Raw genomic sequence first — 23,742 nt, forward strand, 5'->3', positions numbered from 1 at the left:
GCCGGGGGAGACTTGAATCTCCGGAAACGCTGGCAGGCTACCACTCGGGATGTGTCGGCGCGTCGAAGCCACCGCGGACGAGTGGCTTTGCGATGTGTCGGCGCGCACACGGGGGGACCTCGTACCAGCCAACGTCGAGGTCGCGGTCGAGCGGGCGCGACACTTTCCCGTCTGCACTCGTCGAACACGCACGACAGCGGTAGCCGGCGTTCCGGCCGGCAGACTTCATCGAATTGCCACAGTCTGGACAGTCCGGCGTGACCAGTTCCGTCTCGACGAGTTCACGGACTGCAAACTTCTCGAGTTTGAGGGTGCCGTTGCTCACCTCGCCACAGACCGTGATTCGGTCGCCAACTCGGAGATTACGGACGTGGTCGCGAAACCGTTTGGTCGGCTCGAATGCCGCAACGTCGAGACGAGCGACGTCCGGGTCGCCAACGGTGAGGAAGACGTGTCCTCCCTGTCGTGTCTCGGGTGCGGCGACAACCTCGGCAGTCAGCCGGTAGGCTCCACCGTCCGAGACGGTCGCCACCGTTCCGTCCTGGAGATGTGCGTCGGTCCCCTGGTTCGTGAGAAACACCTGTTGCCGGTCGACGAGTTCGCTCTCGATGGTGTCGGCCACATCCCTGACTGCGTCGGGGTCGTCGCCGCGAATCCCGTGGAGAATCGGGCAGGGCGTCCGCGGGACACAAACTAACTCGTCTTCCTCGCGGTCGACGGTGTCCCAGACGGTCGGATAGCCCGTGTCTGCGGCGGCAAACAGCGACTCGGCGTCGACCTCGCGTTCGGTTCCCCACCGCGGTGGCTCCCTGTAGGAGATACACTCGTAGGTCCACTCCTCGAAAGCCGTCCACGCGCCGACAGCCGCCAACGCCCCGATGACGCCGCGGCCGTTCCCCTCGACTGCAACCGCGAATCCCGCGTCGTCGGCCAGCTTTCTGGCGGTGTCCCGCTCGTGTTTCTGCTGGACCGCGTCGGCGGCGAACTGGCCAACTGATTCCGGCACTGCTTCGGGCGGGCAGTCAGCGACGACCAGGCCGGGATTGGTCTGCTCGTCTTCGATGGCAGCCCGCTGGAGTGCCGCTTTACCGAGTTCGAGCGCGCGCTCGGGTGTCACGTCGCAGTGAATCCCGAGTGCGGCGTTTCCTCGCGTCTTGTGTTCGACCGCTGGGTTCAGCCTGACCAGCAGCGTCCGCTCGACGTGACCCTCCTCTGCGAGGCGATCGGCGAGCCTGGCGGCGACGTAAGTCGTACACATCCCGAGCGTTCGGGAGTCGGTGTCGTCGAGGCCAATGACCGTCACGCCCGCCACTAACGGCGAGTCGAACTAACCGCTTTCGAGACATCACTCTCGCTCGATCTCGAACAGCCCAATACACTCGATTCTGGTTCCGTCGTCGGATTCGGTGTCCAGAACACCAGTAATCTGGAATGCGTAGGTCCCAGCGTCGAGGTCTTCGACGACCGAGAGGGTCCGGTCGTCGCTCGGAGAGGGATGTGTTTCCACGCTCAACAGCCAGGTGTAGACCTCGCCGGATTCGACGGTGTACCACGGTTCGATGTACTCCTCGGGGGCGACGTGTTCCCAGCCGTCGTCTGTCTGTCGTTTGAGTGCCCACTCGTGGGGGTTGAGCCCGAGGTTACTGTCGCTCTCGTTGTGGAGCTGTATCTGGAGCGTTTCGACGCTGTCGTCGCCGGTCGTCGGCGCGAACACCTGCTCGGAGAGCGTCGGATACACGTCGGCCTCGTGATCTTCGTGTGCACAGACCGTCCGGTCGGCGCTGTCGCTGAAGCTCGGACAGGACGCCTCTGCGAACGGGTCGCTGTTATCGGGCGTCTCGTCGGTCGGTGTCTCGTCGTCCTCGGAGCCGGTCGATGGGTCGTCGTCGTTACCGGAGATACACCCTGCCACAGCCGCCAGCATCGCACTTCCGGCGGCACCAATGAATCGTCTGCGTCGCATACTCGTCGGTAGGTTGGCTTAGTATAAGTCACCGCCATAGAGTCAAAGGGCGGTTTGAATCACGCTGGCAACGCTACACTGCCACTACAGACACAGACCACATCGAGAGGGATTAACACCCACAGCGCCGAAAAATCGGGCGACAGCGAACCCGCGGGCGGCACAATTTATATATGGCCCGACTATCTAGTTGCCACAGAAACGCTATGTCCAGATCTGCACTGGTCGGAAACATCACAGCGATGCTCGAGGACGCTGGCTTTCTCGTCAGCGACCGCTGTGCAATCCGGCCCAAGAGCTTCGACGTGGCTGCTCGTCGGGGCGAGGACGTACTGCTGGTGAAGATTCTGGGCAACATCGACGCCTTCGACGCTGCAACAGGAGCAGAGATGCGTCGCCTCGGGACGTACCTGAACGCGACGCCAATTGTCTTCGGACTCCGGACCCGCGACGAGGAGCTGGAGTCCGGCGTGGTGTATTTCAGACACGGCGTCCCGGTGCTCTCGCCCGACACCGCGATGGATCTGTTTGTCGAGGGTGTGCCGCCGCTGGTCTATGCCGCGCCGGGTGGCCTCTACGTCAACATCGACAGCGATGTCTTGCGAGACGCCAGGGAAGACCGGGACTGGTCGCTCGGGCGACTGGCCAAAGAGCTCGGCGTCTCCCGTCGGACCGTCTCGAAATACGAGGGCGGCATGGACGCGAGCGTCGAAGTGGCCGCAGAACTCGAAGACCTGTTCGACGAACCACTCACCGCCCCGGTGTCAGTCCTCGACGAGGAAGAGTCGGTCAAGGACCAAGACGAGCCGCCAGAGGGTCCCGGGGTCGACCCCGACGACGAGGGTATCGTGACGGTACTCACCCGCGTCGGCTACGAGGTGCATCCGACCGACCGCGCGCCGTTCAAGACCGTCAGCGAAGACGAGGGCGAACAACAGCAGGTGCTCACGGGCCACTCCGAGTTCACGAAAACAGCCGAGAAACGCGCCCGCATCATGTCCTCGGTGGGCCGAGTCACCCGCACGCAATCGGTGTACGTCGTCGAGAGCGCGCGCCGCGAAGCTGTCGAGGGAACGGCTATCGTCGAGCGCGGCGAGATTGAGGACCTCAAAGAGCCCGACGACTTCCGGAATCTCATCCTCGACCGTGTCGAGGAGGAACCCGCCTGACCGACGGCGGCCGAAACACACAGCATCACCGAGCCAGAAGCCACTGCCGATGAGCGAGTACGATATTCACCGGCTCGCTGGTGACAGCGACCTCTCAGACGCCTTCGACGTTCGGCGGGACGTGTTCGTCGACGAGCAGAACGTCTCGGCAGACGAGGAGTGGGACGGAAGAGACGAGCAATCGGCACACGTTGTTGCATACGAGGATGACTACCCGGTCGGCACCGCACGGCTCCGGACACCCGACAACGGCGTGGCCAAAATCGAGCGCGTGGCCGTCAGGAAGCCCTACCGCGAGCACGGCATCGGCCGGCTGTTGATGGACGCACTCGAAGCAGACGCCCGCGATCGTAGCTGTTCGCAGATTCTGTTACACGCACAGACCGCTGTCGAGACGTTCTACGAGAAGCGTGGCTACGAGCGCACGAGTGACGTTTTCGACGAGGCTGGCATCTCGCATGTCAAAATGCGAAAACGCCTCGACTGACTCCCGTGGCGAGTAGCAACAACACGGCGAGAAAGATATGCTCGCCGTCGATTACAAAGCCATAGAACAGCGGCCCACGGTCGGCCGTGGCGAACAAGCTGTAGCCGGCGACATACGCGAGAAACGCCTCAAAGAGCAGGTACACCGGTTCGAGAACGCCGGCCCAGACGAGCACAAGGACCAGCAGCGCGACGACGGCGGTTGCGCCGACGGCGAGACGGCGTGTCACCCCGGGCCCGTACAGCACGGGGAGCGTGTCGATACCGGCTGCGCTGTCGCCCTCAATGTCTTTGATGTCGAAGACCGCGGCCGCAATCGTGAGCATCACTGTGCTGAACGCCGCCACGAACAGCACGTCCGTCGTCCACAGCTCGCCGTAGTAGATGCCAATACCCACCGGGATAAGCCCCCATGAGAGTCCGACCAGTAGGTTCTTCACGAGGAGGACTCTCTTCAGCCCGACACCAGAGTACAGCACAGCAACAGCAAGCGGGATGCCCATCGCCGGCGCAGCAGGAATCCCGCGCAAGACGGCGAGTGCCGTCGCCAGGCCATAGAGGACGATACCAACCCCCAGCAGTGATCTACCGTACCGGCTGACGAACGAGGCGCGTTCGGGGATGTTCTTGCTGTCTTCCGCGAAATCGGCGATGCGGTTGTACGAGTAGACGAACATCGTCACTGAGAAAACGATAAACAGCGGGACTGGCTCTATCGAGAGGTCTGCCAACAGCACTGTCGACACCGCGAGGCTCGTCGCCGACAGCGAGATGAGAACGTTCGAGTGGACGATAACGCGAATACTCGCAGTCAGCACTGGAACGACTGTCTCCCTGACCCGTCGTCCTGCTGTCCTCAGTGGTGCCGAGATAGCCGAGCCCTCACGCGGGGCTATGAAGTGAACCTACAAAAGTGTCCGACTCCGCAGTCAAAACCAGAGATATCCGTTGCTCGTGGCGCTTACTCCGTTCGCGCCACGCAATGCTCGGCGGTTCGTTGCACGGGCCGGGCGCGATTTGAACACTCACTCACACGGTCGCTCGCTGCTCGCGGTTTCACCGCTCGCATTCGAGATCTTCGCTTCGCTCCGACCTCGCACCGCTCGCGCTGCGTGTTCCCTGCGTTTAAATCCCGCGTAGACCGTTAGCTCGTCACGTCTGTTCCTCGCAAAACGGGCCGGGCGCGATTTGAACACACGGTCGGACGTGCTCACTTCGTTGCGCGCGACCTCCCTGCGATTCAAATCGTGCCTGCCAGTTCACTCACCCCCTCGTTGCCACTCGGCGGTTCGTTGCACGGGCCGGGCGCGATTTGAACACGCGACCGACGGATTAAGAGTCCGTCGCTCTGCCAAACTGAGCTACCGGCCCAGACAATAGTGGTTTATTGTACGTGACTAATATACGTTTCTTTCCCGGGACAGAAAATATGTATATTTTGATATTTATTCACAATATTTATCATGGCCGGCTCCGCCTCAGTTGATGCATGTTTGAAACTGACATGTTTGGGGGAGTGAAAGAGATCCTTTCAACGGTAGGTACAGAAGCTGTGGCAACACAATCGGGCGACAAGAGCGTTGGCGATACGCTCAGTGACACTATCGACGAATCGCTGAAAGAGCTAGTCAACTATCTCCCAGAGGTTGTCGTGGCCCTAGCGTTTCTGGCAGTCGGGTACACGATTGCGACACGACTCGGTCCGTTCGTTACGGGGTTAGTGGGCCGGTTCGGTGTCGACGAGAGACTCCAAGGAACGTGGGTCGGGGAAACCATTCAAAAGCCACGGAGTGACGGCGGCACAAATCCGAGCGGAGCACCGCAAGGTCAGGGGACGGCAGGGCGCGCTCCTGGACCACGGTACGGTCCGATTGCAAACGCAACCGGGGCCGCAGTCAAGTACTATATCATCCTGTTCGCGGCATTTCTGGCCGCCGACCGGCTCGGAATCCCGGAACTCAGTCAGTGGATCGAAGGGTTGGTCGACTATGCGCCGAGCTTTCTCGCCGGAGCAGCCGTTCTCATTATCGGCTTGGTGTTCGCTGATTACGCGGCGCGTCGGACGGCCGGCTCGGAGTTGGCCGAACAAAGCGAGTACGGCGTTTGGATTACCAGCCTAGTGCGTGGCGTTCTGTATGCCATTGTATTGATTATCGGCCTGGAGATGTTCGGTTTCGAACTGGAGATTGTGTACCTTATCACCGAGGGAATCACGTCGACAATCGGTGTCGGTCTCACGTTCGCCATCGCAGTGGCACTCGGTGTGGCCGGTGGACTGGCAGCCAAAGACTACTACGAGGAGAACATGGACTGACCGACCAGTGTGTCTGACCACTCGAACGACATGAACACGGTCTCTGAATAGCGGCTATGCGCTGTAGAACCTGCCTCGTAACTTACATCAGTCTGCTGAGCGAGATATAGAACAATGAGCACAGGAACCGGCCTCACGATGGCCTCGATGTCGACCTACGCAATTTTGGGATGTGGGAGCGTCGGGCATGTCGTCGCGGACGAACTTGTCGCCGAGGGGAAAGACCTCCTCATCATCGACCACGACGAAGGGCGAGTCGAGGCATTGCGCGACCAGGATCTTGACGCGCGCCAAGGGGAAATCCAGAGCGAGGAGGTGGCGGCGGAGATCGCCGACCGTGATGTCGTTCTCATCCTGTCTTCGGATGTCGAGGCAAACGTCGAAGCAATCGAGAACATCCGTGAGCGGGGCGACGAGAAGTTCATTATCGCCCGAGCTTCGGACCCTGTCTCTGGCGACGAGCTGACGGAGGCGGGCGCAGATGTCGTCATCAATCCCTCGACGGTCATCGCCGACTCTGCGCTGCGGGCGCTCGAAAGCGGCGAGCTGGAGTACAGAGCTCGCCAGCTCACCGAAGTCATCGACGATACGGAGAACAAGATGGCAATACGCATCCACCGGAGTCCGGACCCGGACTCGATTGCCAGTGCTGCCGCGCTGAAGACCATCGCCGAGAGTCGTGACATCGAGGCCGATATCATCTACGACGGCGAGATCGGCCACCAAGAGAACCGCGCGTTCGTCAACCTGTTGGGTATCGAACTCGTCGCCGTCGAGGACACGGACGAGGACGACTACGACACGATTGCACTGGTCGACCACGCCAAAGCCGGCGAGCCAGAGGAGGAAGCCGGCGCCGACATCATCATCGACCACTACGAACACGACCACGACCACGAGTCGACCTTTACCGACATCCGTCCGAACGTCTCCTCAACGTCGACAGTCCTCACGAAGTACATCCAGGAGCTCGACCTGACACTCGACCAGGCTGTCGCGACCGCGTTGCTGTACGGCATCCGTGCGGAGACACTCGATTTCAAGCGGGACACAACGCCGGCAGACCTCACCGCGGCGGCGTATCTTTACCCCTTCGCTGACCACGACACGCTCGAACAGGTCGAATCGCCCTCCATGTCGGCAGAGACACTCGACGTGCTCGCCGAGGCAATCCGCAGCCGCGAGGTGGAGGGGTCCCATCTCGTCTCGAACGCGGGGTTCATCCGCGACCGGGATGCCCTTTCTCAGGCCGCACAACACCTGCTCAACCTCGAAGGAATCACCACGACAGCGGTGTTCGCCATCGCGGACGATGTGATCTATCTGGCGGCCCGCTCGAAGGACATCCGGATGGACATCGGGAAAGTGCTCGAAGACGCCTTCGAAGATATCGCCGACGTGGCCGGCCACTCGACGGACGCCAGCGCAGAGATACCGCTCGGTATTTTCACGGGTATCGAGGTCAGCGACGACAACCGCGAGACGTTGCTGGAGTTGACTGAGGAGGCGGTGAAAAAGAAACTGTTCGAGGCGATGGGTGTCGAGAGCAGCAATGGGAACGGGAGCTAGGCTCTGACTTCTTCCTCGTCTTCGTCCTCGACTTTGGCCTGCTGGACGCGTTCGGCGAGGTCGTTCACGATGACGATATCACCGACAGCCTGAACCCATCGGTAGGGAACGATGACGCCGCGGGCGCTTGCAGCCTCCTGTGCGAACAGCTCCTCGTTTAGCTCGTGGAGCGCGAGCCCAGTCACCTGCTGTTCGTTCAATTCGAGACGGAGATCCTCAATCTCGCCGAGGAAGACACCGCTGTTCGTGTACACTTCCCGGCCGACGAGTGTCGTAATCTCTTGTGGCACCGAGTCGTTTTCCATACGTCTTCTCTCGTAGGGCGGTGTCTAAATTCTTGTGCTCGTCAGAACCAGGGCACTACTGCGTGCCAGTCAGTGTCTGGATGACGATTCCCCACTCGTCTTCTTCGGTAGCCACAAGGAATCGTTGTTTGTTCGTGTTCTGGAACTCACGGGTTTCTCCCTCGATTTCGAGCTCTGCATCGGTATCGTAGGAGGCGTCAACAAGAGCCGTCTCCTGGGACGCCAGCGTTTCGATTGCACTGGAGTCGAGAAGCGGCCGGTCAGCGAACTCTGTCGTCGCTAGCGCCTGCATCTGCTGGGCCGAGAGGTCTCTGGTACGAGTGTTGATACCGTTGATCGTGACGGTCAGGTCGCCGTTCTGTCCGAAACTCCCGCCGCCGTTTCCCTGTTGTTGCTGTGGAGCCTGGCTGTGTCTGATTTCGGACAGCTGTTCTTGCGCGCTCTCGGGGTCGTCGTACAGCGTTTCCTGGAGGTTGAGGTACATCTCGACGACTCCCTGTGGGGTGTCGGCACTGGGACCATCACTGCCGACAACGGGGACCGAGTCGAGACAGCCGGCTGTCGCCGTCGTCACTGCAAGACCACATCCGGTGATGAATTGGCGGCGATTCATACAAGAGTATATTATATAAAAATCAATAGCCGTTTCGCAGTGTTTCTGGCGTTGAGAGAGTGCCGGTGGCGTTGTGCTGTCAACCACTGAGTGCCTCTGCCGGACGCTCGCGGGACGCTATCCAGGCCGGAACAATGCCGGCGAGGACACAGATGCCGACTCCGAAGGCAAACGAACCGACCAGATACTGTACCGTGTCCGGCTGGAACGCGGTCGGGTCACCGAGCAAGACATCGTTGATGACTGCTCCGGCACCGAGTGTGAGACCAACACCAACGACAGCGGCAACGAGACCCATAAACAGCGCCTCAAGAAGCATAATCGCAAGAATATCGAGCCGGCCGTAGCCGACTGCACGGAGCACGCCGATTTCGGTCCGTCGCTCGCGGGCGCTCATCAACTGGACGTTGGTGATGCTGATAGCCGCGATGAGCAGCGAGACACTCCCCACGGCGAGGAGGAACCGGTTGGTCGACGTGAACTGCTGTTCGACGGTCTCTGCCTCCTCTTCGGTACTCTCTACTGTGAACTGGTCCTGGTCCTCGCGAAGCGGTCCGTTCAGTTCTGCTTCGAGGTCGCTGGCGATGTCGTCGGCCTCAACGGCGTTGTCGGCGTAGATAATCACACCACGATACGGCTGCTCACCTGGCTCGACCAAATCCATCGGCAAGAGGGCGGCACCGTTGGTGCTTTCGATTGCCGAGAATCCCTGTGGCTGCTCGATGATGGCCGTGACACGCTGGAGACGACCGTTGACTGTGACGGGGTCCCCAATCGAGAGTTCCTCGAACTCTGCGGTCCGTTGGTCGATAGCCGCGCCGCTGTTCCAGTCGTCCGGTATCTCTCCCTGGACGACGTTGTACGTAGGCTTTGGATTTGTTACCCCCAACGCGAATGTAGGGAGGGTGATTTCGCCACCACCACCGAAGTTCCGCTCGGACTCGCGGATGACAGTCATCTCCGCATCGCCGGCAATCTCTCGAACTCGCTCCAGGCGGCGTTCATCGAGTTCTGGTGGGTCATCTTCAGAGAAGAACTGTTGTGGCGCCTCGACCCGGACCTCGTTTCCAATGTCGCCGAGTGTCGCCTGCTGGTCTGCCTCGAAAGCGAGTCCGAAGATACCGAGTCCGCCGACGGCGACGACACCGATTGCGACGGTCAGAATTGCGAGAATCGTCCGTGTCCGGGCCCTGAGAAGGTTCCGACGAGCGAGATACGTCCGTGGGAAATATCGTCGGAGCAGGCTCACTGCCCCTCACCTCCCACGTCGTCGCCCGCTTTGTCTCGGGGACCGCTGTCACCGGCCTGTGCCACGGCGGTCCCGGACGCGTCCGGGCCAGGGGCCATCGCTTCTTCATCCGCAGGCTGGAGTGTCCCGTCGACCAAGTTGAGCACCCGGTCGCTGAACCCGGCGACGTACTCGTCGTGAGTAACCGCAACGACTGTGACATCTTCGTCGGTGCTCTCTAACAGCGTCGAGAGCACGCGCTCACCGGTCCCCCGGTCGAGGTTTCCAGTCGGCTCGTCGGCCAGAATCAGGTCGGGCTCGTTGACCAGCGCCCGGCCGATTGCGACGCGCTGTTTCTGCCCGCCCGAGAGTTCGTCCGGATAGTGGTCGAGGCGGTCACCGAGACCAACGGCTTCCAGTAGTTCTGCCGCACGCTCTTCAGTCGCCGACGGGTTCGGTTCGAGCATCCGGGGAACTGCAACGTTCTCAAGCGCCGTGAGTGTCGGAATGAGTCCGTAGCTCTGGAAGACAAACCCAATTGTATCTTGACGGACGCTCGTTCGTTCACGGTCGCTGTAGCTCTCGACGTCGGTTCCGTTGAGCGTGACCGTTCCTGATGTCGGCGTATCGAGCAGTCCGAGCAGGTTCAACAGCGTCGACTTACCGCTCCCACTTGGACCGACGACTGCGACAAACTCACCGGCCTCGATAGCGAGGTCGACTGTCTCGAGTGCCTGGACAGTATCGGCCCCACCTGTGAACTGCTTCGTGACGTTCTCTGCTGTGACGAGCATCGCTAGCGGCGTCTGTAGACCACAGCACCGATGAGCAGGCTTACCACGACCAACACACCACCGACGAGCATCGGGAGCCCACCGAGAGCGGACCCACCGCCACTGTCACCGCCGGAACCGGGGTCGAACTCGGGGAGTGAGGCGTCACTGGCTTGCCCGCCAGACCCCGCGGACCCGTCGTCGCTACCGCCGCCGGTCGAGGCGTTTGGGTTGTCGTAGTCGACCTCGACGACTGTGCTGTACTGTGTTCCACGGAAGCTGTAGCTCAACTCTATCGGAATGGTGTTTCTGTTTCCGGTAACCTCGGCGGTAATTCGCTCGAGCGGCGTAAACTGCCCGCCCTCTATCGACCCTGCAAAGAACTCACCAGACGTTCCAGGCGAGACGCCCTCGGCGTCGACGACGCTGACCGTGACACCGGCGACAGGGTTGCCCCGGGTGTTCGCTACCTCGCCGGTGATGCTCACCGTCCCACTACCGGAGACATCGACGCTGCTCAACTGGACGGGAGGAACGCTCCGAGGGCCGGAGTATGGAACCTCGACGGTCGTCGTTCGCTCAACGCCATCTGTTCGGTACTGTACCGACAGCGGAATCCGCTCCCTGTCGTCGGCTAAGGCAGTCGTAAGTTCGAACGAGCCGGTTCCATCTCCGCTGAGTGAACTGATATACGACTGTGGCTCCGGTCGTGCGGGTTCAACTCCCTCGGCGTCGGCCGCCGTTATTCTGACATCTCGGACGCTGAGGTCCCCCGCGGTGAACAGCGACCCGTTGATTCTGACGCCGTTCGGGGTGGCAGATACACTCGCCTCAGCGATGTCGACTTCTGCAGTCTCGCTTGGCTCGCGGAACTCCACCGTGAGCTGACGCGTTATTTCACGGTAGTTTCCATCTGAGAGTTCGAACCCGAGCGAGAGGGTGAGTTCTTTCGTTCCTGCTGAGCCCCCCTGAGCGGTGAACTCAATCGTGCGCGTTTCCGAAGGGTCGATTTCCGTTACTGTGTCACCCGCGTCAGCAAGGGTGAAATCAGCCTCACCAGGTGTCGAAAGCGACGCATCGACACGGCTAAGAGAGACGTTGTTCGGATTCCCGACAGATAGCGAAAGTGTCCGCTCGGAGCCACCGACGACGCGTTTTTCAGCCAGGTCGACAACGGGTGCCCTCAAGCCGGCCGGTTCTAGGAACTCTGCGGTAACTGACCGCGTTACCTCCCAGTACTCTCCGTCGGGCGTCTCGAAAGCCATCGAGAGCACGAACTCCTGGGTTCCTGTCGACCCGCCACGAGCCACGAACTCAATGTCACGCGTCTCTGAAGGCGCAATAGACGCTTCCGTGCCGGTTGAATCGACGAGTCTCACATCCGTTCCGTCAGGTGCCCGGAGTGACGCACTCACTCGGTTGAGAGAGCCGTTATGTGGGTTCCCAACACCAAGTGACAGTGTCCGTTCGGAGCCACCGACTGCTCGCTCTGCGGTCAGGTCAACTACCGGTTCCGGGTCCGTGGCGGTGACTGTGACCGATTCGACGACGGTGATGTCAGACTGTTTGAGCCGGTATTCTACCGAAGCAACCGCGCGGAGGTCTATCGCTCCTGGCTCGTCGATTTTGACATCTCTGAGACGGAATGTCTCCTCCTCGCCGCCGTTTACCGTCACACCGAATGACTCCTTTTCGGCGACTGTCTCGCCGTCCTCGTCGACGAGTGTGATTTCGTTTACATCGTATCGCTGGTCGCCGGTGCTTTCGATTGTCACCGTCACGTCGACCGTCTCGTTGACCCACACAGAGTCTTCGCTGGTGGTAACGGTGACGTTGATATTGTCTTCTGGACTCTCTGTTGCACCGGCCGAGCCAACTCCAGCGAGCGAGAGGGCACCGGCAACACAGAGAACTGCGAGCAAGATACCGAGAATCTGCGGGCGCTGTGGGCGGACCATGACCCGTCATAGTCTATCTGTAAGTAAAAAGCCGGACACGGCGTTTCGCCAAGAGAAACACAGGGCCGGAAGATTCATTTTGAATCCCGGCAATGTGTGGCTGTGCCGTCGACTATCGTCCACATGGCGTTTGCTGGCCTGGTGGCGACCGGACTCCTCGGCGGATACTTTGACAAGCGCTCGCTTCTGGTCGTTCTCGTGGCTGTTGCTCTCATCGACTTCGACTCATTCATCCCACTGGTAACCGGGTTCGGCCACCGAGCAATTCTTCACAATCTGCTGGTGCCACTGCTCGGGACGGGAGCTGTCGCCGTCGATGTCTTCCTCCGCGACGAGTCGTACATCCTCGACCGCTGGGGTGCGTGGGGACTCCGGGTGGCCTGGGTCACGCTCTTTTGTTATGCCGTCACTGGTGTCCTGCTCGATATGACCGATGGCGTGGTCAACCTCCTCTGGCCACTCCACGACCAGTTCTACACGCTCGACGGGAAAATTGAGCTCTCGGACCAGCGTGGCCTCGTCCAGACGTTCATCGAATTCGGCGGCGACGGCGGCCCCCCGACTCCCGAGGCAGTCGGCAGCACCGACGACGTCGACATCACCACAGGCGTCGACCCCGGTGAGCCGACCGAGTCCGAGGAGGACCCCGAACGCGTCTTCCCTGTCATCGGAGCCACCTGGGAATTGCTCCTGTTTGTCACTGGAACATTCGTCACGGCGACGCGGCTGACCCTCGATGGAGAGACAGGCACCGACAAATAGCTCGACAGGAACGATTATTGTGTCGGCGGCCGGTGTTGTAGCCATGTCAGAACCAGCCATGACGCGGTTCCCGGTACCAGATGTCGAAGAACTCCCCGAGGACCTACAGGAGCGAATCGACCACGAACGCGAGCGAGCCGGGTTCGTTCCGAACGTGTTCGTCGCCTACGGATACAAGCCGAAACAGGCTAAGGCATTCTTCGATTACTACGACGCTATCGTCGACGACTCATCACTCTCCCGGGAGGAGATAGAGATGATAATCGTCGCCGTCAGCGGAGCCAACGACTGCCTGTACTGTGTGGTCGCACACGGCGCGCTGGCCCGCATCTACGCCGAGGACCCACACCTTGCCGAACAGCTGGCGACGAACCACCGAACGGCAAACATCAGCGACCAGCACAAGGCGGTGTGTGACGTTGCAATCAAACTCACCAAGACACCCACCGAGGTCGGCGACGACGACATCGAACGCCTCCGTGAGTACGGGTTCTCGATGGAGGAGATCTGGGACATCGCCAGCCTGACATCGCTCTTTAATCTCTCGAACCGGATGGCCCACTTCGCCGACTGGCGGCCGAACGAGGAGTTCTACGAGATGGGACGCGACCAGTAGCCTAGCTGCCGACACGTTCTCCGGGAAGTGTAAAAATAATAAAAATAACTACTTCTACAGAAATTAATTTATGTTACTCTTGTTATTAATATGCAAACGGACGAGAAGCAAATAGCCTAGACACAGAGTAAAGCCATCAGTCGGACCCTAAGTCTAAAATTCGGATTTATTTTTTCTTTTGGAACCCACGTCGTCGCAACTCCCACCGGCAAAGTATAGATTTTCTGTACTGTCTATGCATTTGATAACGAGTGCCGTTGCTCGGAAAGCCTTTTAACCGTGAAGCAACTCACACGTGATAATGAGTAGCGTAGACTGGGATGAAGACGACCCATTCGAGGAACAACGTGAGAGCGTCGAGAACCCGATGAAGCGGTTGTTCCGCGAATATGGAAGCGATTACAGGTTTCCGGTTTCGGTTGGAATATTCGCGAGCATCTTCGCCCGATTGCTCGATCTGGTTCCGCCGATTCTCCTCGGCTTTGCACTCGATGCAATCATCCGAAAGGACAAGGAATTCACATCGATCTGGTTTGTTCCAGACAGTGTCATCCCGGGGACACAGGAGGGACAGTTACTGCTGACGGTCGGGCTAATTGGTGGTGCCTTTTTCCTCGGTGCTTCGTTTCACTGGGTCCGAAACTGGGGGTTCAACTCCTTCGCACAGAACATCCAACACGACATCCGGACCAACACCTACGACAAGATGCAGCGGCTGAACATGGACTTTTTCGCCGACAAGCAGACCGGCGAGATGATGTCCATCCTCTCGAACGACGTGAACCGTCTCGAACGGTTCCTCAACGATGGGATGAACTCGATGTTCCGGCTGAGCGTGATGGTGGTCGGCATCGCCGCAATCCTGTTTTACTACAACTTCCAGCTGGCACTTATCGCTCTGCTTCCAGTGCCACTTATCGCCGGGTTCACCTACATGTTCATCAAGATCATCCAGCCCAAATACGCCGAGGTCCGCTCGACTGTCGGCAAGGTGAACTCCCGCCTAGAAAACAACCTCGGCGGCATCAAGGTCATTAAGTCCTCGAACACAGAGGAGTACGAGTCCGACCGCGTCGACGACGTGAGTCAGAACTACTTCGATGCCAACTGGGACGCAATCGAGACGCGGATCAAGTTCTTCCCTGGGCTCCGAATACTGGCGGGACTTGGGTTCGTCGTCACGTTCCTCGTCGGCGGGCTCTGGGTCGTCGAGGGCGGTGCCCCGCTGTTTTTCTCGGGGACGCTCTCAGCCGGTGAGTTCGTCACGTTCATCCTGCTCACCCAGCGGTTCATCTGGCCGATGGCCCAGTTCGGGCAGATTATCAACATGTACCAGCGCGCACGCGCCTCCTCAGCGCGAATCTTCGGTCTGATGGACGAGCCCTATCGCGTCTCCGAGATGGAGGACGCGCCAGACCTGGAGGTCGACGAAGGTCGCGTCGAGTACGACGAGGTGACCTTCGGCTACGACGACGAAGAGACCATCGTTGAGGACATCGACTTCGAGGTCGAACCGGGCGAGACGCTCGCACTCGTCGGTCCGACCGGTGCAGGCAAATCGACGGTTCTCAAGCTGCTCCTTCGCCTCTACGATGTCGACGAGGGGGCAGTCCGAATCGACGGGACCGACGTGCGCGGCGTAACGATTCAGAGTCTCCGCCAGTCGATGGGGTACGTCAGTCAGGATACGTTCCTATTCTACGGGACAATCGAGGAGAACCTCACCTACGGCTCGTTCGACGCTACACGCGAGGAAGTCATCGAGGCAGCAAAGATGGCCGAGGCACACGAGTTCATCAAAAATCTCCCCGACGGTTACGACACCGAGGTCGGCGAGCGCGGCGTCAAGCTCTCTGGCGGCCAACGCCAGCGGATTTCTATCGCACGAGCCATCCTGAAGGACCCGGATATCCTCATCCTCGACGAGGCCACGAGCGATGTCGACACCGAGACAGAGATGCTCATCCAGCGTTCGCTGGACAAGCTGACTGCAGACCGGACGACGTTTTCGATTGCCCACCGCCTCTCGACCATCAAGGACGCAGACCAGATTCTCGTCCTCGAAGGCGGAGAAGTGGTCGAGCGCGGGAACCACAGCGAACTACTCGAAAACGACGGACTGTACGCCCACCTCTGGGGCGTTCAGGCGGGCGAAATCGACGAGTTACCCCAAGAGTTTATCGAGCGCGCCCAGCGCCGCCAGGCCCGCGTCGAGGCCGAAACTGACGACGACGACTGACTGTCGGCAGCGGCGGATTCCGACCCGACCAATCACCTTTTGAGAGTCGCTCCCCCAAAGAGAGTCATGAACGTCTTCGCCGTGGAGGGGTTGCCGGAGATCGAGCCCGGCGACGACATTGCCACGCTCCTCGAACGAGAAATCGAACTCGGTCCCGACGATATCGTCTGTGTTGCGAGTACCATTGTCTCGAAGGCCGAGGGCAGGCAGGCCGACTTGGCCGACTTCCCGGCTGGCGACCGCGCCGAGGCGATTGCAGAGACAATCGGCGGCATTGCCGGAGAAACAAAGGACCCCCGGTTTGCACAGGCAGTCCTCGAAGAGAGCGAGGAGTTACTGCTGGAAGCACCGTTCCTGCTTGCTGTGACGCGGTTCGGACACATTACCGTCAACGCGGGCATTGACCGGTCGAACGTGCCGGACTCGGATTTGCTGTTGTTACCGGAAGATCCGACGGCAAGCGCCAAGCGCCTGCACGATGCGCTCGGGGTTCCGGTTATCGTGACCGATACGTCTGGCCGGCCGTTCCGGTACGGCCAGCGGGGTGTCGCGCTCGGCTGGGCTGGGATGCCGGCAGCCAGAGACTGGCGGGGGCGGCTCGACCGCGACGGTCGAGAGATGGGAGTTACCGTCCAGGCTGTTGTCGACGAACTATCCGCGTCCGCAAACCTCGTCACCGGCGAGGGTGCCGGTGGCACGCCCGTCGCAGTAATCAGCGACTGGGAGTTCGGTGACTTCGACGGGAGCGATAATCTGTTCCGCGAGGAAGATGACGACATTATCAGAGCGGCACTCAAGGAGTGGTCGTATGCTGGGAATTGAGCTAACACCGGAGGAGCCTGTCCCAGACCTGGTCGAGTACGCGACGACCGCCGCGGACAGCGGGTTCGATACCGTATTCTGCAGTCATCATTACAACAATCGCGACGAATTTACCGCACTGGGTGCTATCGCCAACGCGACCGATGAACTGCGCCTCGGTCCGGGCATCACAAACCCATACGAGACGCATCCGGCGTCACTGGCGTCTCGGATGGCGACACTCGACGAACTGGCCGACGGCCGCGGCATCTTCGGGGTAGGCGCCGGCGACCGCTCGACGCTGAAAAACCTCGGATTTGATCACGACAACGCGCTTCGACGCGTGCTCGAAACCCTCCGAGTGTCTCGACAGCTCTGGGACGGCGACCGTGTCAACCACGACGGCACATTCACCGCTGCCGATGCAGGGCTGAACTACACACCGAGTGAAATTCCTGTCTACGTCGGCGCACAGGGCCCACACATGACGCGGATGGCGGCGAAATACGCTGACGGCGTTCTGTTCAACGGCTCGCATCCACGTGACATCGAATGGGCGGCCGACCGTATCGAAGAGGGACGCTCAAAGCGCACCGAGGAGACGGCAGGGGGACCCGACCGCGTCTCGGAGTTCGATTTCGCCGCGTACGCGAGTGTTAGTGTCGCCGCCGACGCGGGGGCTGCCCGGGAGGCAGCCCGCCCTCCTACTGCGTTTATCGCAGCCGGCGCGCCGCCGCCTGTGCTTGCACGACACAACATCGACAAGGAACGAGCGGGCAAGATTCAGGAGGCAATCTCGTCGGGCGAGTTCACCACAGCCTTCGAAACCGTCAGCGACCAGATGCTCAATGCGTTCTGTATCGCTGGCGGCCCCGAAACCGTAGCGAGTCGACTTGATGAACTGTTGGAAACTGCAGACAGCGTCGTTATCGGGTCACCGGTCGGTCCAGATATCGGCGAGGCGCTCTCCGTTATGGATGTTGAATCTCTATCTTGCTCGGGGTGAGGAGGTCGATTCCGGCACCGAGTGCGAGGTATCCGAGTGCGAGCGACGGAACGACGACGAAAAGCGCGCCAAACGCGAGCAGGAGCCCTTCGGCGGGGCCTTGGGCCGCGACGTCAGCGAACTCTCCGGGCATGTCGATGATGCTATCGATAAGCTTAGAGATTGCACTCATACATACATATTCGGACGGGCGGTATTTGTTCGTTCTGATACCCGAACAAGAGCCAGACGTCGACCAGCATCGCTAAGGGCGCGTAGCGACGAACATCAATATGGACGACACCTCACTGGATGAGTTCGTCGACGGCTACGGTGAGGAATCAGCAGGCGGAAACGACAGCGAGCACAGTAGCGAACCCACAGCAGACGAGAGTCCATCAGCCGATGATATCGAGCCCGCAGCACCGACTTCCGAGCTGACTCCATCCAAGACTGACTGTCAGCAGTGTGGAAAGCCAACAGAACGCCTGTGGCGCGACGACGGTGAATTCGTCTGCCAGGACTGCAAGGACTGGTAGAGTAGTCCGGTTCCGGCACCCGACAATGGCTGTTCGAGGTGTTCATTCTTTCGCAGTACAAGCGAATATTTTTATACTGAGGTCCGGGTATTCCGCGGGTGTATGCTGCGAGGAGGCCGAGTGATTGTCCTGATTGCATTGGTTGTACTTGCAGGCTGTGCCGGGCTGTCCGGAAGCGAAACCGGCACACCAGAGAGCACATCGACAGAAGTCACACCGGCGACACCAACAGCAACGCCGACACCGGCAGCGACCCCGACTGCAACGCCCACGCCGACACCCACAGAGACACCGACACCCACGGCGACGCCAACGCCAGAGTACGACACCGAAGACGTTGCGGCGTCGACCGAGTACCCCCAGTCGGTCGCTCTCACCACGCTCGCCTGGAACGAAAGCATGTACATGATTGAAGGAAAAGCCGAGGTCTACGACGAGAGTGACGACCTCGTTCGGGAGTTCCGCTTCGACGGCGACGCAAAGCATACGATGACTGACCTCGACCCCGGCACGAACTACACGGTCGTCATCCCCGAAGTCGGCTACTACGAGATGCCGACCGTCACCGCCCACTTCGACCCCGGCCAAGTCGATAGCCTCAACATCACGACCGTCCCCGAGTTCAACAGTACCGACAAGTTCCAGTGGCAGTGGCGATACATTCCCTACTCGTTCATAAACGACACTACGCTCGAACTCAAAGACAGCGAACTCGACGACCTGCGCGAAGACAAATACCAGCTCGCCGGGAACGGTACATACGATGAGGGTGACTGGGAGTACATCTGGAACCTGAACTGGGTCTTTTGGGATGACGACCTTGTTCCTGAGACAGCAACTAATATTAGTGGCGACCTAAATTATCGGAAGCTCAATGGAAATTGGACTAAGCCTGTTGATGAGCGAGGCTTCCCGGTACACCCAAACCACCGCCCCTCGTTCAGGCCTGTCATTGACGGCATCTTCCAGATGGACAACCTCACGCTGGAATACGTCAACACCCAGACGTTGAACGAGTCGTCCGTCCCGAAACACCTCCGTCTTAAAAACTGGTCGACACCCGAGGAAATCAAAGGCGAAGAAGTCCTCGTGTTCAACATTGAACACTGGGGCCACTCCGAACGGGCTGGTGGAACTTACTACATTCGGAACAAGAGCCAAGCCCGCATCTACGTTGATAAGGACACGGGACACATCCTCCGTTATCAGGCACGCGAGCGGCTTGGAGTCAACATCGGCTCGTTTGACGCATACGCAGGAAATAATCCGAGCATCCACGTCATCGACTTTTACAACCACGGTGACGAGGACATAGAGGTTGATCCAGACGACTATCCCCCATACGAAGACGAGAAAGACTAACTGCTCGGCTCGACAGTCTGCTCTTCGACCGCCACGAGAAGAGACGCCTCGCTTACTGCTGGACGGATAGATAGAAACAGACCTAACCGCCGTTAGAAGACACCGATTGCATTCGTCTTTATTAAGAGTTCGCAGGACAGCGATACAATTTCTTCATTACGCAAGTAGCGCAGATCACAGTTCATAACAATATTTTGACTTCTTAGAGCGTTATTGGAGATCGGAAGCTGAAGGGATTGATATCACCGCTGTGAGTGGTGAATAGAAGGCCAATTTCTGCTGTCTAATGCCGTTGCTGTATTGCAGTTATGCTCTTAACTAAACACGAATGACACCAATTGGACCAGGACCGATTGGGCCGATTCCGCCGGGGTCCACTCCGATACCCGAACCGCCCGTGTCGGTACCACCACTATCATCGTCGCCTCTATCTGGTTCGGAATCTGGGCCAGGTCCAAACACGGGGTCACCGGAGGGACCAACCAAGCCGGTATTGCTCGTCGGGTCTGTGTCAACTCCGGTGTCCGGCTGTGGGTCCGGGTCCGGCTGCGGGTCTGGCTCTGGCGCAGGTTCGGACCCGAAATCAGTGTCAGAGCCAATATCGTCGAGACCGCTTCCCGGACCAACCACGCCAGGGTTCGTATCGACTGAATCAGACCCACCAGAATCAGCCGAATTATCCGTCCCGCCACCAGCATCAGAACCACCGTCCGGGTCTAAATGTTGCTCGTCTTCTGGGACTGTCACGTCGTCGCTCACGTCTCGGGTTTCGTCAACGCCGAAGTTTCCGTTGCCGAGTTCTACGTCCTCGTTGAGGTCTGCCTTGATTGTGCCCCCCTCTGCACCGAGGACTGCATCTGGAATATCGTCGCTCCCGTCGATATTATACTCAGTGCCATCCTCTGCCACGAACGTCACGTCGTGGTTCGCGGGTTCTATCTCGACTGGATCGTGGTCGACATCCTCCGGTGGCACAACCTTCAGAACAGCTTCTCTGTCACCGCCCTCGGTTTCGACGATTTCTGCGTCGAGGTCGCCCTCCATCGCGTCCGCCCCACCATCACCGCCGGAACCGCCGATACCGCCGTCACCGATACTACCACCACCGCCACCGTTACCAGGCGCTCCGTTGTCACCGTTGCTGCCACTGCCCCCGTTACTGCTGCCTCCATCACTTCCGCCGTCACTACTACCGCCACCCGACGAAGCGCCGCCGTCGTTCTCGCTGTCTTTGACAGTCACGTATCGGGTGTCAGTTTCGTTGGCTGTGTGTGCGACAAAAGAATACGTACCGTCGTCGTCCCCGGCGGTGTTCCAGGCGAGTCGGAGTGTCTGCTTCGAGCCAGGAGGGGCCGAGACGCGCCCGCTGTCGACGGTCGTCCCGTTTCGGGTAAGCGAAACCAACTGTGTTGCCGTCGCCTCGCCGACGTTCTCGACTCGTGTCGTAGCGACGACTGTCTCCCCTGCCTCAACGGAGGTATTGATATCGGTGATGCTCACAGCTAGATACGGCTCCGGCGGGACGACACGGACGGTGATACCGTCGCTTGACTGATACCCCTTCTCGTCGACGACAGTCGCGTTGATTTCGTGAACGCCAGGCTCGGCGAACGTGACTGTCGTCTGATTGGTCGCCGACCAGTCCGCCGAGAGCCGTTCGCTCGTGTGAGGGGATCCCTCGTGGTGCCAGAGGACCGAGGCAAGCGGCTCCTCAGTCGCATTGGCTGAGACAGAAACCGTCCGCTGGGTGCCCGCAGTGACGGTTGATGGCCCGTCGACGGTGACCTCTGGTGGGTCGTACGGCTCGACTGTCACATACAGCGTGTCCGTATCAGTCCGTCCCTGGTCGTCAGTGACGGTGACTGAGACCGCATACTCCCCAACTTCGTTGGCATCGAATGATGTCTGCATACAGGTGGAACACGCGGGTTCGACTGTCGACCCGCCCGGTGTCTCTATCTGCCACTCGTAGGAGTCGATTGTTCCCTCTGGCGCAGTCGAACCCCCTGCGTCGAGATACACCGTCTCCCCCTCGGTGACGGTCTGGTCGAGGCCGGCATCAGCCAATGGCCCGAACCCGCCAGCAGTTGTTCCAGCGCCCACCCCCATAGCAAAGAGGACTACGAGAGCGACGCTTCCCCCTACCACTACCGTGTTGATGCGTCGTTGCGGTCGCATCGGTACGGCTTGTTGTCCTGTGTTGTTATATAAATACGAGGTTGTATTTTGTATTTTAAAATCAGATTCGGAAAGCAATACCAGCACTCGATGAGCAGCCGCCTGGTAATGATGGTCCTGGCTACTGATTGTTATCGTTATGATTATTTTCTAACATAGGTTGCAGCACCGTACTGCTCGATGGCGAGGTCCAGTGTTGAGCCGGAAGTGACGGCCCGTGGCGCGGCTGCTTGCAGGGTCAACAGGGAGAACGGAAGCTATAGGTGAGAAACAGGGCAACGGATACCCAGTGAGCATCGCAGCGGAGCGAATCGAGCGGTTACACAAACTGGCACGGGATGCCGTCCGCGAGGGACACGACGACCGTGCTCGCCGCTATGTCCGTCGAGCGCGACGCCTCGCCGAGCGAAACCGGCTACGCCTCCCTCGTCAGTTCCTCCGGTTTACCTGTGACCGCTGTGACCTGGCGCTGGTGCCGGGAGCGAATGTCCAAGTCAGGCTACAGGACGGACACGTTGTCATCACCTGTGACTGTGGCGAACACGACCGGTATCCGTACGAGTAGGTGGATTCTGCCAGGGAGTTTGCCCAAGTATAAAGGGCAATAGCCCGGAATACGTTCATCAATGAGTTCCGACAAACGCCGAGAGAAGATGCATACACTCGACGTGACAGTCTGGGTTGGCAAGAACGGCGTCGAGTCCGTCGTCGACGAGTTGGAGACACAGCTGGAGGACAGACGATACGTGAAAGTGAAGTTCCACCGCTCGGCACGCGGAGGGACTGACACAGACGCACTCGCGGCCGATCTGGCCGACCGCGTCAACGCGACAGCCGTCGAGACCCGTGGCCACACGGCAGTGATAGAGCGATGAGTGGGCTGGCTGTCCTCGCCGACGGGATTGCAGCTACGACCCCCGTTGCTGACCTCCTCGACGATGCGAATGTCCCGTGGGCGGCGACGATTGCACAGGCTGTCGTTTTTTTCGGCGTGCTGGTGGTCCTGTTTTACCTCGGCCGAACACTCATCACGCCGGTGGCAGGCCGGATGATGAACGCCCGAGGGCTCGATAGCCACGCCAAGAAGCCGCTGAAAAAGCTCATAAACTTCGTCATTCTGTTCGTCGCACTTTCGGTGGCCTTCGGGATGGCCGGGTTCGGAAGCTTCCTCAGGTCGCTTGCGACGATTGCCGCCGCAGCGACACTTGCAATCGGGTTTGCACTGCAGAACGTCATACAGAACTTCGTCTCTGGGATATTCATCTTTGCCGACCGCCCGTTCCGTATCGGCGACTGGATCGAATGGGACGACAACGCCGGCGTCGTTGAGGATATCAGCCTTCGTGTGACGCGGGTACGGACATTCGACAACGAGCTGTTGACCGTGCCAAACTCACAGCTCACAGACAACGTCATCAAAAACCCCGTCGCGAACGAACAGCTCCGTCTCAAGTTCGACTTCGGAATCGGCTACGACGACGACATCGACACGGCAACCGAGATTATCGTCGAAGAAGCTGAGAACCACGATGACATTCTAGACGAGCCAGCACCGTCGGTCAGACTCGTGGAACTCGGCGACTCGGACGTTGCTCTTCAGGCGCGAGTTTGGATTGCAAACCCGAGTCGGTCGGATTTCGTCGCAACGCGCGGCGAGTACGTCCAGGCGGTCAAAGAGCGATTCGACGAAGAGGGTATCAACATCCCCTATCCGAACCGCACCATCGGCGGGACGCTCGACCTGTCGAACGTTGGTACGTTCGGCGAAACAGCCGACGACTGATCACAGTTACCGGGCCAAGGGACTCGCCATTTTGGCACTACTGTTATCGAAATCACGCAGTTAACTACAGATTAGCAAGAATATTTTTCATCGTCCGTG

24 protein-coding genes and 1 tRNA gene are annotated in these 23,742 nt (G+C 59.6%); 14 read left to right on the forward strand and 11 right to left on the reverse strand.

All coding sequences use genetic code 11. The features are described 5' to 3' along the window. Positions 1-37: 37 nt before the first annotated feature. Together OSC37_RS05850 and OSC37_RS05855 are read right to left on the reverse strand one after the other, a co-directional pair. On the reverse strand, positions 38-1,303 hold the full coding sequence (locus OSC37_RS05850; protein WP_267163660.1) for a tRNA(Ile)(2)-agmatinylcytidine synthase: 1,266 nt from the start codon (positions 1,301-1,303) through the stop codon (positions 38-40). Positions 1,304-1,345: 42 nt separating this feature from the next. Further along, the gene (locus OSC37_RS05855) at positions 1,346-1,963 is read right to left on the reverse strand and encodes a hypothetical protein (RefSeq protein ID WP_267163661.1); all 618 of its coding nucleotides are present in this window, start codon (positions 1,961-1,963) and stop codon (positions 1,346-1,348) included. 206 nt (positions 1,964-2,169) lie between these two features. Here OSC37_RS05855 and OSC37_RS05860 point away from each other — a divergent pair, with 206 nt between their 5' ends. Together OSC37_RS05860 and OSC37_RS05865 are read left to right on the forward strand one after the other, a co-directional pair. Then, on the forward strand, positions 2,170-3,132 hold the full coding sequence (locus tag OSC37_RS05860) for a transcriptional regulator (RefSeq protein ID WP_267163662.1): 963 nt from the start codon (positions 2,170-2,172) through the stop codon (positions 3,130-3,132). Between the two features lie 49 nt (positions 3,133-3,181). Further along, positions 3,182-3,619 (forward strand): GNAT family N-acetyltransferase, encoded by a 438-nt coding sequence (locus tag OSC37_RS05865; protein ID WP_267163663.1) that lies wholly within the window; start codon positions 3,182-3,184, stop codon positions 3,617-3,619. On the opposite strand, the gene OSC37_RS05870 is transcribed toward OSC37_RS05865, so the two are convergent. Together OSC37_RS05870 and OSC37_RS05875 are read right to left on the reverse strand one after the other, a co-directional pair. Beyond that, positions 3,594-4,433 (reverse strand): UbiA family prenyltransferase, encoded by an 840-nt coding sequence (locus OSC37_RS05870; RefSeq protein ID WP_382186814.1) that lies wholly within the window; start codon positions 4,431-4,433, stop codon positions 3,594-3,596. The genes OSC37_RS05865 and OSC37_RS05870 overlap by 26 nt on opposite strands. Positions 4,434-4,915: 482 nt before the next feature. Continuing rightward, positions 4,916-4,989, reverse strand: a tRNA-Lys gene (locus OSC37_RS05875). A gap of 181 nt (positions 4,990-5,170) precedes the next feature. Between OSC37_RS05875 and OSC37_RS05880 the strand changes: the two genes are divergently transcribed. Continuing rightward, on the forward strand, positions 5,171-5,932 hold the full coding sequence (locus OSC37_RS05880) for a mechanosensitive ion channel family protein (protein WP_267163665.1): 762 nt from the start codon (positions 5,171-5,173) through the stop codon (positions 5,930-5,932). A 114-nt stretch (positions 5,933-6,046) separates the two neighbouring features. Then, on the forward strand, positions 6,047-7,501 hold the full coding sequence (locus OSC37_RS05885) for a DHH family phosphoesterase (RefSeq protein WP_267163666.1): 1,455 nt from the start codon (positions 6,047-6,049) through the stop codon (positions 7,499-7,501). Here OSC37_RS05885 and OSC37_RS05890 read toward each other — a convergent pair. The 5 genes from OSC37_RS05890 to OSC37_RS05910 form a co-directional block, all read right to left on the reverse strand. Then, entirely contained in the window at positions 7,498-7,806 is a 309-nt protein-coding gene (locus OSC37_RS05890; protein WP_267163667.1) for a PRC-barrel domain-containing protein, read from the reverse strand. The two genes, OSC37_RS05885 and OSC37_RS05890, sit on opposite strands and share 4 nt — an antisense overlap. Before the next feature lie 55 nt (positions 7,807-7,861). Further along, positions 7,862-8,419, reverse strand: a complete 558-nt coding sequence (locus OSC37_RS05895; protein WP_267163668.1) for a hypothetical protein — start codon at positions 8,417-8,419, stop codon at positions 7,862-7,864. A gap of 79 nt (positions 8,420-8,498) precedes the next feature. After that, entirely contained in the window at positions 8,499-9,668 is a 1,170-nt protein-coding gene (locus OSC37_RS05900) for an ABC transporter permease (RefSeq protein WP_267163669.1), read from the reverse strand. Next, positions 9,665-10,441, reverse strand: coding sequence for an ABC transporter ATP-binding protein (locus tag OSC37_RS05905; protein WP_267163670.1), 777 nt, complete (start codon positions 10,439-10,441; stop codon positions 9,665-9,667). The genes OSC37_RS05900 and OSC37_RS05905 overlap by 4 nt, the downstream gene beginning before the upstream one ends. Before the next feature lie 2 nt (positions 10,442-10,443). Further along, the gene (locus OSC37_RS05910) at positions 10,444-12,378 is read right to left on the reverse strand and encodes a COG1361 family protein (protein ID WP_267163671.1); all 1,935 of its coding nucleotides are present in this window, start codon (positions 12,376-12,378) and stop codon (positions 10,444-10,446) included. Positions 12,379-12,480: 102 nt separating this feature from the next. Between OSC37_RS05910 and OSC37_RS05915 the strand changes: the two genes are divergently transcribed. The 5 genes from OSC37_RS05915 (at position 12,481) to OSC37_RS05935 (ending at position 17,802) form a co-directional block, all read left to right on the forward strand. Next, positions 12,481-13,140, forward strand: coding sequence for a metal-dependent hydrolase (locus tag OSC37_RS05915; RefSeq protein ID WP_267163672.1), 660 nt, complete (start codon positions 12,481-12,483; stop codon positions 13,138-13,140). Between the two features lie 43 nt (positions 13,141-13,183). After that, positions 13,184-13,756 (forward strand): peroxidase-related enzyme, encoded by a 573-nt coding sequence (locus OSC37_RS05920; protein WP_267163673.1) that lies wholly within the window; start codon positions 13,184-13,186, stop codon positions 13,754-13,756. A 301-nt stretch (positions 13,757-14,057) separates the two neighbouring features. Then, positions 14,058-15,995 (forward strand): ABC transporter ATP-binding protein, encoded by a 1,938-nt coding sequence (locus tag OSC37_RS05925; protein ID WP_267163674.1) that lies wholly within the window; start codon positions 14,058-14,060, stop codon positions 15,993-15,995. A 66-nt stretch (positions 15,996-16,061) separates the two neighbouring features. Continuing rightward, the gene (locus tag OSC37_RS05930; RefSeq protein WP_267163675.1) at positions 16,062-16,817 is read left to right on the forward strand and encodes a coenzyme F420-0:L-glutamate ligase; all 756 of its coding nucleotides are present in this window, start codon (positions 16,062-16,064) and stop codon (positions 16,815-16,817) included. Further along, a complete protein-coding gene (locus tag OSC37_RS05935; protein ID WP_267163676.1) occupies positions 16,804-17,802 on the forward strand; it encodes a 5,10-methylenetetrahydromethanopterin reductase in 999 nt (332 codons plus the stop codon). The genes OSC37_RS05930 and OSC37_RS05935 overlap by 14 nt, the downstream gene beginning before the upstream one ends. On the opposite strand, the gene OSC37_RS05940 is transcribed toward OSC37_RS05935, so the two are convergent. After that, positions 17,768-17,974, reverse strand: a complete 207-nt coding sequence (locus OSC37_RS05940; protein ID WP_267163677.1) for a DUF8024 family protein — start codon at positions 17,972-17,974, stop codon at positions 17,768-17,770. The two genes, OSC37_RS05935 and OSC37_RS05940, sit on opposite strands and share 35 nt — an antisense overlap. 100 nt (positions 17,975-18,074) lie before the next feature. On the opposite strand from OSC37_RS05940, the gene OSC37_RS05945 reads away from it, so the two are divergent. Then, positions 18,075-18,320: a DUF7573 domain-containing protein gene (locus tag OSC37_RS05945; protein WP_267163678.1), complete on the forward strand. Its 246-nt coding sequence runs from the start codon at positions 18,075-18,077 to the stop codon at positions 18,318-18,320. 102 nt (positions 18,321-18,422) lie between these two features. Beyond that, a complete protein-coding gene (locus OSC37_RS05950) occupies positions 18,423-19,682 on the forward strand; it encodes a hypothetical protein (protein WP_267163679.1) in 1,260 nt (419 codons plus the stop codon). 318 nt (positions 19,683-20,000) lie between these two features. On the opposite strand, the gene OSC37_RS05955 is transcribed toward OSC37_RS05950, so the two are convergent. Beyond that, on the reverse strand, positions 20,001-21,860 hold the full coding sequence (locus OSC37_RS05955) for a PKD domain-containing protein (protein ID WP_267163680.1): 1,860 nt from the start codon (positions 21,858-21,860) through the stop codon (positions 20,001-20,003). Positions 21,861-22,149: 289 nt separating this feature from the next. On the opposite strand from OSC37_RS05955, the gene OSC37_RS05960 reads away from it, so the two are divergent. From OSC37_RS05960 to OSC37_RS05970, 3 genes are all read left to right on the forward strand, one after another. Continuing rightward, positions 22,150-22,425 carry a ribonuclease P protein component 4 gene (locus tag OSC37_RS05960; RefSeq protein WP_267163681.1) on the forward strand — a complete coding sequence of 92 codons (276 nt, stop codon included), beginning with the start codon at positions 22,150-22,152 and terminating at the stop codon, positions 22,423-22,425. Positions 22,426-22,486: 61 nt separating this feature from the next. Beyond that, positions 22,487-22,735: a YhbY family RNA-binding protein gene (locus OSC37_RS05965; RefSeq protein ID WP_267163682.1), complete on the forward strand. Its 249-nt coding sequence runs from the start codon at positions 22,487-22,489 to the stop codon at positions 22,733-22,735. Continuing rightward, positions 22,732-23,643, forward strand: coding sequence for a mechanosensitive ion channel family protein (locus OSC37_RS05970; RefSeq protein WP_267163683.1), 912 nt, complete (start codon positions 22,732-22,734; stop codon positions 23,641-23,643). Before OSC37_RS05965 ends, OSC37_RS05970 begins: the two co-directional genes overlap by 4 nt. Positions 23,644-23,742: the final 99 nt, after the last annotated feature.

This window comes from Halovenus salina (assembly GCF_026410925.1).
GTDB lineage: Archaea > Halobacteriota > Halobacteria > Halobacteriales > Haloarculaceae > Halovenus > Halovenus salina.